The sequence below is a fragment of the Porphyromonas sp. oral taxon 275 genome (assembly GCF_018127745.1).
Lineage (GTDB): Bacteria > Bacteroidota > Bacteroidia > Bacteroidales > Porphyromonadaceae > Porphyromonas.
Genome location: NZ_CP072333.1, coordinates 941887 through 953634, shown reverse-complemented (window position 1 = coordinate 953634; position 11748 = coordinate 941887). Strand labels below are relative to the sequence as shown.

Sequence of the window (11748 nt, the reverse complement as noted above, 5' to 3'; positions counted from 1 at the left end):
CCGATCCTCTAGGCTTGCCGCCTAAGGTTCGCTGCGTGCGCCTAGAGGCTACCTGCCGTTCTTCCTCCCGATACGGAGGAGCGAGGGCAGGTAGCCTCTTGTCTTTTTATCCTAGTGTATGAATAGCATTTATTCGTCCAGCACCCTACCGCACGGAGCCTATGCCTTCGACCAAGTGCAGGCTGGGGACTTCCGAGAGGCCTTCCGCCGAGCCATCGCAGCTAAGCGTGTGGAGGTCGACGCCTTGATCGCCCAGAGGGAGGAGCCGACCTTTGCCAATACGATCCTTGCCCTGGAGCGTAGCGGCGCCGAGCTCGAGTGGGTCTCGGGGATCTTCTACAACCTCCTGCATGCCGAGGCGAGCGACGAGCTGATGGAGATCAGCCAGGAGCTGACGCCCGAGCTCTCCGAGCTCTCCTCCTATATACTCCTCTCCGAGCCGCTCTTCGCTCGCGTGCGCCAGCTCTGGGAGCAGCGTGCCTCGCTGGCCCTAGACGAGGAGGATGCACGCCTGCTGCAGCGTACCTGGGAGTACTTCAGTGAGAGTGGGGCGGCCCTAGAGCCCGAGAAGAAGGAGCGACTCCGTCAGGTCAAGCAGGAGCTGAGCGAGCTGAGCCTACGCTTTGGGCAGAACAATCTCAAGGATCAGCAGCGCTACAGCCTGCACCTCACCGATTCCGAGCAGGTGGCAGGTCTACCCGCTGTAAGCCTAGAGGCTGCAGCCGAGCTTGCGCGAGCTCGTGGGCTCGAGGGCTGGGTCTTCACACTCGCGGCCCCGAGTTTCTTCCCCTTCATGGCGCACTGCCCCGACCGCCAGCTCCGAGAGCAGATGTACGTGGCGAAGATGAGCCTAGGGGCTAAGGACGATGAGTATGACAACCGAGCCATCGTTCGCCGTCTGGCTAATCTCCGCCTGGAGTACGCCCAGCTCCTAGGTGCGGGCTCCTATGCTGAGAAGGTCCTCTCGAAGCGTATGGCAGGCTCTCCCGAAGCTGTCTACAAGCTGCTGGACGAGCTACTGGCGGCCTATAAGCCCGTAGCCGAGCAGGAGCTGGAGGAGGTCGCAGCCTTTGCCCAGAAGAAGGGACAGACACTCCCGCTACAGCCCTGGGACTGGGCCTATTGGGCTGAGCGCTACAAGCAAGCCTACTATGAGCTGGACGAGGAGGAGCTACGTCCTTACTTCGAGCTCTCCCACGTCTCGGAGGCCGTCTTCGGCCTCGCCCAGACGCTCTATGGCATCAGCTTCCATGAGCGCAAGGACCTCCCCGTCTATCATCCCGACGTACATACCTACGAGGTGCACGACCGTGAAGGCTCGTACCTCGGACTGCTGTATACGGACTTCTTCCCTCGGGAGGGTAAGCAGAGTGGGGCCTGGATGAACAACCTGCAGGAGCAGTATCACGAGGCTACGGGTGAGGACCATCGTCCGCATATCGTCCTGGTGATGAACTTCACGCCCTCTACGGCTGAGCGCCCTGCGCTGCTGACGCCAGGGGAGGTACGTACCTTCCTCCACGAGTTCGGCCATGCCCTGCATGGGATGTTCGCGGCCTGTCGCTACCGATCGCTGAGCGGGACGAACGTCGTCCGTGACTTCGTCGAGCTGCCTAGCCAGCTGATGGAGAACTGGCTCGACGAGCGTCGCTGGCTCGAGAGCGTCGCCTATCACTATCAGAGCGGCGAGGCGCTACCCGAGTCGCTCCTAGAGCGTATGGATCGTGCACGCCACTTCCTCGTGGGCTATGCTGCCTGCCGCCAGCTGAGCTTCGGCTACCTTGACCTTGCTTGGCATGGGATTAGGGAGGCCTTGCCCGAGGATCTGGACGCGAAGGCCTTTGAGGAAGAGGCTTGGGCTAAGGCTGTCCTGCTGCCAGCAGCGCCCGCTCCCTGCCTGATGAGCACCTCCTTCGGGCACATCTTCTCTGGAGGATATAGCGCTGGCTACTACGGCTACAAATGGGCCGAGGTGCTTGACGCCGACGCCTTCGCCGCCTTCCAGGAGGAGGGGATCTTCTCTCAGGAGACGGCCGAGCGCTTCCGCCGCGAGATCCTCTCTCATGGCGACAAGCGTGATGCCGCCGTGCTTTACCAGGCCTTCAGAGGCAAGGAGGCAAGCATCGCAGCGCTCCTGCGCCGAGATGGGCTAGAGGCCTAGCCGCTCTCGGACGATACGTACATTCACGATTACCCTATAATAATGAACCAATGAAGCAACTACTTCGCAAGGCTCTTGTCCTCGGTGTCGCTGCGCTCTCGCTGGGCGTACAGGCACGTGCCGACAAGGGGATGTGGCTCCTCAACGAGCTCACGAAGGAGAACATTGCGCAGATGAAGGAGCTTGGCTTCCGTCTGCCCATTGATTCCCTCTATTCGCTGGATAAGCCCAGCGTCGCTAACTCTGTCGTCATCTTCGGACGCGGCTGTACGGGGGTCACCGTCTCGGATAAGGGGCTGGTCTTCACCAATCACCACTGTGGCTTCGACGCTATCCAGTCGGTGAGTGCCGTCGACCATGACTACCTGCGTGACGGCTTCGTCTCGCAGCAGTTCTCCGAGGAGCTCCCCATCGAGGGCCTCACCATCAGCTACCTGAGCTCGATCAAGGATGTGACCAAGGAGATCCTCGCTCAGCTCAAGAAGCCCAAGGATGAGCTCGACCGCCTAGCTCAGATCCGCAAGATCTGTGATGCGCTGGAGATCGCTGAGGGACGCCGCCTCAAGTCGGACCACAAGCGCATCGAGGTGCGTCCTTACTACGCCAACAATAAGTACTATCTGCTGACCTACGACGTCTTCACCGACATCCGCCTTGTCTTTGCTCCTCCGGGATCGGTAGGTAAGTTCGGCGGTGATACGGACAACTGGATGTGGCCTCGCCAGACGGGGGACTTCTCCGTCTTCCGCGTCTACGCTGGCAAGGACAATGCGCCCGCTGACTACAGCAAGGACAACGTCCCCTACAAGCCTAAGTACCACGCTACGGTCTCCACCGAGGGCTATCAGAAGGGCGACTACGCGATGACCATCGGCTTCCCCGGATCGACGAGTCGCTATATCCCTTCCTTCGCGATCCAGAACCGTATGGCGGACCAGAACGCCCCTCGTATCGAGGTGCGTGGCGCCAAGCAGGAGCTCTGGTGGGCCGCGATGCAGGCCGATCAGGCGACGCGCATCAAGTACGCCTCCAAGTACGCCCGCAGCTCCAACTACTGGAAGAACTCCATCGGGATGAACAAGGCCCTGGTCAAGCTCGATGTCCTCGGGGCTAAGCGCGCCGAGGAGCAGGCCTTCAACCAGTGGGTCGCCCAGGGTGGCAAGGCTACCAAGGTCTACCAGGGGCTTCTCTCCGAGATGGAGCAGGCCTATAAGGGGCAGGCGGCGCTGATGCGTGACTATACCTACCTCACCGAGGCCTATAGCGGTATGGAGGCTGCGGCCCTTGCCTACGGGCTCAAGGACATCCGCTACAAGGACATGGCCGAGAATGGCGCTAAGATCAAGGCCGGTATCGAGGATGTGTACAAGAACTACGTCCCCAGCCTCGATGAGCGCGTCCTCCCCGCGATGCTCGACATCCTGCGCCAGCGCGTCAGCTCTGAGCGTGTAGCGGCGCTCTTCGCCCAGATCGACCGCGACTACAAGGGCGACACGAAGGCCTATGCTAAGGCCCTCTTCGCTAAGAGCATCGTCCCCTACAAGGATAAGGTGCTGGCTGCGATCGAGCGTGAGGACTTCTCCCACGTCCTCGCGGAGGATCCTGCCTACAAGCTCGCTCTGAGCCTGCGTGAGATCATCCTCCCACTCGGCAAGGAGCTGAACCGCTACGATGAGGCCATCAGCCGTGGTAATCGCCTCTACTTCGCAGGCCGTCAGCAGATGAACCCCTCGAAGCCCATGCCTAGCGATGCCAACTCGACCATGCGCCTCAGCTATGGCTCTATCAAGCCCTATTCGCCTGCCGACGCTACGGAGTACGACTACTTCACCACGCCTCGTGGTATCCTGGAGAAGAATGCCGACGCCGCGAACCCCGACTATGTGGTCGCTGACTCCTTCCTCGATCTGCTGAAGAAGAAGGACTGGGGACGCTGGGCGGACAAGAGCGGCGAACTGCATGTCAACTTTATCTCCAACAACGATATCACCGGTGGTAACTCGGGTAGCCCTGTCTTCGATAAGAACGGGCGTGTCTTCGGGCTTGCCTTCGACGGCAACTGGGATGCGATGAGCGGTGATATCGAGTTCGAGCCCCAGCTGCAGCGCACGATCGTCGTAGACATCCGCTACGTCCTCTTCACCATCGACAAGTGGGGTAAGTGCCCCCGCCTCATCGAGGAGCTGAGCCTGCGCTAGGCTATCCGCCGAGGGCTGACGGATTGATAGTCCGCCTTCCTCATCCTTTAGGCGCCCCGCTGGAGCATATAGCTCCAGCGGGGCGCTTCGCTTATGGGGGAGGGGCTCCTGAGGGATATCAGTGAGGGGGCTGAGGGGCATCCATGACGGGCGAGAGGGACAGCTGTCAGGCGGCTGAGGGATATCCCTCGGTAAGCTCGTCGAAGGATGGCAGCTTGCTTTACTTAACCGAAGCCACTCTATCGGTGGCTTGAGCTAGGCGAATCAGCCTAGTTCGTGACCGTCTCCTTGGGCGAGGCTAAGTCTTCTATCAGCAGCATGCAGTCCAACTGATCTATGCACCCGAGGGGTGCTCAGAGCCTCATTAAACGAAGCGGGGCGACTACAGTAGTGTAGCCGCCCCGCTTTATTGCTTGGGAGGATGTGCGTCTTAGGCCGCCGCTGCCAGTGCATCTCGCACGATGCGGCTCACCTGCAGCGCCATGGTCAGCGTCAGGGGGATGGTCATCGCCAGCGCGAGACTTAGGTAGCCTAGCCCTGGGCGGTAGATCGCCTGAGGCTGACGCTTGCCCGTGGAGAGGAGCTGCCTACGCAGCCAGAGGTAGATGCGGTAGACGAGCTGCGCTACCACGAGCCCTACGGCGATGCCTACGAGGCAATCCGAGAGAAAGTGTGCCCCGAGGTACATACGACTATAGACGACCCAGCCAACGAGCACAGCCAGCACTAAGGAGAAGCGGCGGTCGCGGAAGGTGAGGCAGAGGAGCGTAGCTACCGAAGTATAGTTGGCCGAGTGTCCCGAGAAGAAGCCGTACTTTCCCCCATGGTAGCCGTAGACGTAGTGCAGTCCCTCCTGCAGCCAAGGGCTGTGCGTGGGGCGGAGACGGGCAAAGAAGGGCTTCGCGATACCCGAGCTTATCAGATCTCCTAGCGCGATGCAGAGCCCGACGCAGAGTAGGAGGAGTAGGGCCTCGCTCGTGGGCTTGCGCCAGAAGAGGAAGAAGAGTAGGGCGAGGCCTGGGTAGATCCATGCGGCGAAGTTCGAGATCAGCCACATGGCTGCGTCCCAGAAGGGGCTATGCGTGCCATTGATCGCCTGGAGTAGCTCGAGCTCGCCAGGAAGAAAGGGTACGGTCATCTTGCTTGGGTAAAGGTGAATGTGGGCTGTCGGGGCTAGGCTTAGGCCGCGGCTAGGGATAGGCTGACTAGCCCACGATGGTGCGGTCTCCGAGCAGGGCGGAGAGGCGGCGCTTGGATTCGTTGAGCAGGCTGAGCTCCTGGACGAGCTCGGTGAGGGTCTCTAGATCCCCCGCGCGCTGGGCCTGCTTGATCTGCTGGTTGATCTCCACCATGTACTTGATCAGCATGGCCATCTTGTAGCTATTGCACACGCGCATCGTGAGGGAGCCATAGTAGAGCGTCTCCTCGGCCTGCTGTAGGAGCTGGCTCTCGGCGTCAGCCTCCGAGCTCTGGCCCATCATACGCGTGAAGGCTAGGGAGCTGGTGTAGCTGGGGCGGTATTCGAGCGCTTCGCTACCACTAAGGAGCTCGGTGGAGAGACTACGTAGGTCGGGGTTGGGGTGGTTGGTGAAGTAGCTCAGTGGATCTTGTCCCTCTGGGGGCAATGCCTGGAGCTCCTCCATGAAGTGGGCGAAGAGGGGCGTGTAGAGACTGCTGAGGCCATCGATCTCTAGCTCTCGCTGGACGAAGGGGCCGAGGACGAACTCTGTGGGCTCGCTAGGGTAGGGCTGACCTTCCTCATCGGGGCTAGCCAGTCCCGTACCGATGAGGATCGTCTGCCTACTATGCAGCAGGAGCAGCTGCATGAGCTCTCGCTCCGCTGGGGCAATGGACTGGGAAGGAGTTGGGGGAGAGGCTAGGGGGGCTGGGCCACTGTCGGCTGCTGCAGCCGCGGGGGTACTCGAGCTGGGCTGGGGCACTGGGCTTGCAGTCGCTGCACTCTGCTGTGGCTGCGCTAGCGGGGCGGGACGAGCTGGAGCTGTGGCATAGGGATGAGCGGTGATGCCCTGGCGGCGTAGCTTGTTGACCTCAGAGATCAGCAGCTGCTCGTCCATACGCAGCAGGCTCGCCGAGGACTGGAGTAGTACGGCGCGCTGTATGCTGTCGGGGATGAGGGCGATGCTGCGCATGATGTCCGAGATCAGCTCGGCACGGCGCATAGGGTCGCGCTGCATCTCCTCCTGATAGAGCTGGATCTTGAAGTGAATGAAGTCCGTCTCCTCGGCATCGAGGAAGGCCTTCAGTTCGCTCGGGCTATGGCTGCGGGCGAAGGAGTCTGGGTCCTCGCCCTCGGGGAGCAGGACGACCTTGATACGACAGCCCTCCTCCAGCAGAAGGTCGATCCCGCGGAGGGCAGCGCGGATGCCCGCAGCATCGCCGTCGTAGAGGACGGTGATATTCGGCGTGAAGCGTCGTAGCAGGCGGATCTGATCGAGGGTAAGCGCCGTCCCCGAGCTCGAGACGACGTGCTCTATCCCTGCCTGGTGCATGGAGAGGACGTCGGTGTAGCCCTCGACGAGGTAGCACTTATTGGCCTTGGAGATCGCACCTTTAGCCCAGTAGAGGCCGTAGAGCTCGCGGCTCTTGGAGTAGATGATACTCTCGGGGGAGTTGACGTACTTCGCCGTCTTGGCCTGGCTACTCATGACGCGTCCCCCGAAGGCTACGTAGCGTCCACTTAGGTTGCGCACGGGGAAGATGATGCGCCCACGGAAGCGATCCAGTACGAGCCCAGGCCTATCCTCGTACTGCGAGCACAGCCCTACGTCAATGAGGCGCTTGAGGCTGTAGCCTGCCTTCTGCGCCTGTGTGCTGAGGGCGGACTTGTCCTCGGGAGAGTAGCCCAGGCCGAACTTCTCGATGGTCTCGGGGCGTATCCCTCGCTCGCGGAAGTAGCTGAGACCTATGCTGCGGCCCTCTTCGGTCTCCGTCAGCTGCTGCTGGAAGAACTTCGCAGCGAAGTCATTGACGATGAAGAGGCTCTCGCGCTCGTTGTTGCGCTGCTTCTCCTCCTCGGTCTCCTCACGCTCTACGACCTCGATGTTGTACTTCTTCGCCAGGTACTTCAGCGCCTCGGTGTAGGAGAGCTGCTCGTGCTTCATGATGAAGTTGAGCGGCGTACCGCCCTCACCGCAGGAGAAGCACTTGCAGATATTCTTGGAGGGAGTGACGTAGAAGGAAGGGTGACGGTCGCTGTGGAAGGGGCACAGACCCACGTAGCTGATCCCCTGACGTCGTAGGCTGACGAAGTCGCTGACGACATCGAGGATCTGCGCCGTATCGATGATGCGCTGTCGGGTCTGCTGGTCTATCATACCCTTAGTCCTGCGTGTGGCCGCGCTCGAGGATCAGCGCGCTGAGCTCCTCGAGGTCTTCAGGCGTGTCGATACCGACGGTCCCGAGCTCGGTGTACTGCACCTGTATGCAATAGCCTGCATCGAGCCAGCGCAGCTGCTCTAGGCTCTCGGCGAGCTCCAGCGGGGAGTCGGGGAGCTGCTGTAGCTGGGAGAGGATCTTGGTGCGGAAGGCGTAGAGGCCTATGTGCTTGAGGTAGCGATGCTGGCGAGCCCAGCCTTCCTGCGCGCCTCTTAGGTAGGGGATAACCGAGCGACTGAAGTAGAGCGCCTGTCCACGCTGGCCGCGTACGACCTTGACGGCGTTGGGGTTCGCCAGCTCCTCATCGCTACACTCCTCGCCGAAGGGCTGCGCTAGGGTAGCGATGTCTACCTCGGGATTCTCGAAGGCAGAGAGCAGCAGCTCGATATGCTCGGCGGCGATGAAGGGCTCATCTCCCTGCAGGTTCACGAGGATGTCGGCCTCCTGGCCCAGCCGCTCATAGGCCTGGATGCAGCGCTCTGTGCCCGAGCGTAGGTCGCTCGAGGTCATGATGGCCTCGTAGCCCGCCTGCCGTACGCAGCTGGCTATGCGCTCGTCATCGGTCGCGACGTAGAGGCTGGGGCTAATACGACTGGCCCGCTCAAGGACATGGAGGATCATCTCCTTGTCTCCGATCTTGGCTAGTGGCTTGCCGGGAAAGCGGGTGGAGGCATAGCGTGCTGGGATGATCGTAAGGATACGCATAGGGCTATAGGTAAATGGAGGGGGGATAGGCGACATGCTCTAGATAGAGGGCATGTGCTGGGGCAGAGGCGGCTGCTCGGCCTCTGTCCTTGGACTCGATGATGGCAGCGAAGTCCTCGGGGCTCAGGCGACCCTTGCCGACCTGCAGCAGCGTGCCGACGATGGCGCGCACCATGTTGCGGAGGAAGCGGTCTGCCGTGATGGTGAAGACCCACTCGCCGTCGTGGGCCCCTGCCTGCCAATAGGCCTCGGTGACGCGGCAGTTATTGGTCTTGACGTCGGTGTGTAGCTTGCTGAAGCTCGTGAAGTCGCTGTACGCCATCAGCTGGGCGGCTGCGGCATTCATGCGCTCGAAGTCAAGGTCGAAGTGCATGCGTAGCATCTGCTCCTCGGCGAAGGGGTTCTTCTTCGTCGTCAGATAGTAGCGATAGGTGCGGGCCGTAGCGCTGAAGCGGGCATGCGCGTCCTCGCTGACGGGGACGATGCTGCGTAGGGCGATGTCGTGGGGCAGGTAGCGGTCGGTGCGGAAGCGTAGCTCCTCAGCCTCCTCAGGGCTTAGGTCGAGATCGACGTGCGCTACCATGGCACGGGCATGCACCCCAGCGTCAGTACGTCCTGCGCCCACGATGCTGATAGGCTTGGGGCTGCGAGAGACCAAGGTCAAGGCACGCTCGATGGTCTCCTGTACCGTCGGGGCGTCGGGCTGCGTCTGCCAGCCGCTATACGCCGTACCCTTATAGAGAAGGTTGATGAAGTAACGCATCAGGACTTCCGTCGTCTCGTCGTAGCGCTGGAGCGTGCACGGCTCGAGCCCTTGCGGCTAGGCTTGCTGCCGCTACTCTGGATTAGCTCGAGGCAAGCCGCGTAGCTGAGGGAGGGGATATCTCTGTCCTTGGGGAGCTTGTAGTTCGAGCCCTTGTACTTGATGTAGGGGCCGAAGCGTCCCGTGCGGATCTCAAGCTCGGGATCCTCATCGAAGCTACGCAGCAGGCTCTGCTGCTCGGCCTGACGCTTGGTCTGGATCAGCTTGATGGCTTGGTCGGCGGTGCAGCTCAGCGGGTCCAGTCCCTCGGGGAGGCTGTAGAACTTCCCTGCGTGGCGTACATAGGGACCGAAGCGTCCCGTGGCGACGAGGAGGTCCTCACCCTCGTACTGGCCGATGACCTTGGGTAGCTTGAAGAGCTCCAGCGCATCCTCCAGCGTGATGGTCTCGAGGGACTGCCCCGACTGGAGGGAGGCGAAGCGAGGCTTGGCCTCGTCCTCCTGCGTCCCGAGCTGCGCCATGGGGCCATAGCGGCCTATGCTCACCGATACACGTAGCCCCGTGGCGGGATCTACCCCTAGTACGCGCTGCCCCACACGGTGCTCGCTACGCTCACTGATAGCGCGGTCCACCTCGGGATGGAAGCCCGTGTAGAAGTCTCCGATGACGCCATCCCACTGCGTGCCTCCCTCGGCGATGGTGTCGAAGTCCTCCTCGACACGCGCCGTGAAGTTGTAGTCCACGATGTTGGGGAACTGCTCGACGAGGAAGTCATTGACGACGATGCCGACATCTGTCGGTAGGAGTTTGCCTTTGTCGGCGCCGTAGATCTCGGTCTTGGTCGATCGCTTGATCTGGCCGTCCTGCAGCTGGAGAATGGTATAGCTACGCTCCTTACCAGGGCGGTCACCGCGCTCGACGTAGCCTCTATTCTGTATGGTCTGTATCGTCGGGGCGTAGGTCGAGGGGCGGCCTATGCCTAGCTCCTCCATCTTGCTGACCATGGAGGCCTCGGTGTAGCGGGCGGGGCGCTGGGTGAAGCGCTCCTCGGCCTGCAGACTCTGGAGGCTGAGTGCCTCGCCCTCGGCGACCTGGGGGAGGATGCGGTTGGCCTTGCCCTGCTCCTCATCCCCGGCACTCATATAGACGTCTAGGAAGCCTCGGAAGGTGATCACCTCGCCCTGAGCGACGAAGGCATGCTCTGTCCCCTCGACGGGGATACTCACGGTCGTGCGCTCCAGCTGGGCGTCGGCCATCTGCGAGGCTAGTGTGCGCTTGCGGATGAGGTCATAGAGGCGCTGCTCCTGTGCGCTGCCCTCGATCTGAGCGCGGTCGATGTAGGTGGGGCGGATAGCCTCGTGCGCCTCCTGGGCTCCCTTACTACGGGTATGGTACTGGCGCGGCTGATGGTATTCGACGCCTGGATGCTGGGCGATCTGTCGGCCGATAGCCGCCAGCGCCTGCTGCGAGAGGTTCACCGAGTCGGTACGCATATAAGTAATGTAGCCCGACTCGTAGAGCGACTGCGCCAGGCGCATGGTCTGCGAGACGGAGTAGCCGAGCTTGTGCGCGGCCTCCTGCTGCAGCGTAGAGGTAGTGAAGGGTGCGGCGGGGGAGCGGCGACCTGCACGGCGGGTGATGCTCTGTATCTGGAAGGGCGCACCGATGCAGCGCTCGAGCAGCGCCTGGGCCTCGGCTTCGCTGGCGAAGCGTTCATTGAGCTCGGTGTGTAGGGTCTGCCCCGAGGGGAGGAGGAAGTCGGCCTGCACGCGATAGCTACTCTGGGCGACGAAGCTGCGTATCTCGCGCTCTCGATCTACGATGAGGCGCACGGCTACGGACTGCACACGCCCTGCGGAGAGCGAGGGACGGATGCGCTTCCAGAGTACGGGCGAGAGCTCGAAGCCCACGATGCGGTCAAGCACGCGGCGCGCCTGCTGCGCGTCCACTAGGTGCATGTCGATGTCGCGGGGATGCTCTAGGGCGTGAAGGAAGGCCTCGGCGGTGATCTCGTGGAAGACGATGCGCTTGGTCTTCTCTGGCTTCAGCTCCAGCGCCTCCTTGAGGTGCCAGGCGATGGCCTCTCCCTCGCGGTCTTCATCGGAGGCGAGGTAGACGATGTCGGCCTTCTTGGCCTGCTCCTTCAGCTCGCGCACAAGGTTCTTCTTGTCCTCCGTGATGACGTACTCGGGACGGAAGTTGTCCGCTACGTCTATGCTGAAGGAATGGCTCTTGAGGTCACGCACGTGACCTGCGCTAGCCATGACCTTATAGTTGTTGAGCTTATGCTTCTTGAGAAAGCCTTGGATGAGTTCGGCCTTCTTGGGGGATTCTACTATGACTAGGTTCATCGTCTGATTTGGCTGCACCTACGTATATAATGCTGGGGAAGGCTCGTCGCACCTCCGGCTGCAAAGGTAACAAAAAGCCTTAACTGCAGTGGAGCTGGGGTCTCTGCTTGCTCGGAGCCTAGGCAAATCGCTCAGGAGTGCCCGCTTGCGGCAGGTCTTACCCTCGCTGTCGTC

At 61.5% G+C, this 11748-nt stretch carries 7 protein-coding genes; 2 read left to right on the top strand and 5 right to left on the bottom strand.

The window, feature by feature from the left end:
- Window positions 1–118 precede the first annotated feature (118 nt).
- Window positions 119–2161 carry a M3 family metallopeptidase gene (locus J4862_RS03785; RefSeq protein ID WP_211789405.1) on the top strand — a complete coding sequence of 681 codons (2043 nt, stop codon included), beginning with the start codon at window positions 119–121 and terminating at the stop codon, window positions 2159–2161.
- Between the two features lie 50 nt (window positions 2162–2211).
- Window positions 2212–4359 (top strand): S46 family peptidase, encoded by a 2148-nt coding sequence (locus J4862_RS03780; RefSeq protein ID WP_211789404.1) that lies wholly within the window; start codon window positions 2212–2214, stop codon window positions 4357–4359.
- Between the two features lie 430 nt (window positions 4360–4789).
- Here J4862_RS03780 and J4862_RS03775 read toward each other — a convergent pair whose 3' ends face one another.
- The 5 genes from J4862_RS03775 to topA form a co-directional block, all read right to left on the bottom strand.
- Window positions 4790–5497: a phosphatase PAP2 family protein gene (locus tag J4862_RS03775; protein ID WP_211789403.1), complete on the bottom strand. Its 708-nt coding sequence runs from the start codon at window positions 5495–5497 to the stop codon at window positions 4790–4792.
- Between the two features lie 67 nt (window positions 5498–5564).
- Window positions 5565–7694: a DNA primase gene (gene dnaG / locus J4862_RS03770; RefSeq protein WP_211789402.1), complete on the bottom strand. Its 2130-nt coding sequence runs from the start codon at window positions 7692–7694 to the stop codon at window positions 5565–5567.
- A 4-nt stretch (window positions 7695–7698) separates the two neighbouring features.
- Window positions 7699–8460, bottom strand: coding sequence for a 3-deoxy-manno-octulosonate cytidylyltransferase (gene kdsB, locus J4862_RS03765; RefSeq protein ID WP_211789401.1), 762 nt, complete (start codon window positions 8458–8460; stop codon window positions 7699–7701).
- Window positions 8461–8464: 4 nt separating this feature from the next.
- Window positions 8465–9223, bottom strand: a complete 759-nt coding sequence (gene truA, locus J4862_RS03760; protein WP_211789400.1) for a tRNA pseudouridine(38-40) synthase TruA — start codon at window positions 9221–9223, stop codon at window positions 8465–8467.
- Window positions 9223–11574, bottom strand: coding sequence for a type I DNA topoisomerase (gene topA / locus J4862_RS03755; protein ID WP_211789399.1), 2352 nt, complete (start codon window positions 11572–11574; stop codon window positions 9223–9225). Before topA ends, truA begins: the two co-directional genes overlap by 1 nt.
- Between the last annotated feature and the right edge of the window lie 174 nt (window positions 11575–11748).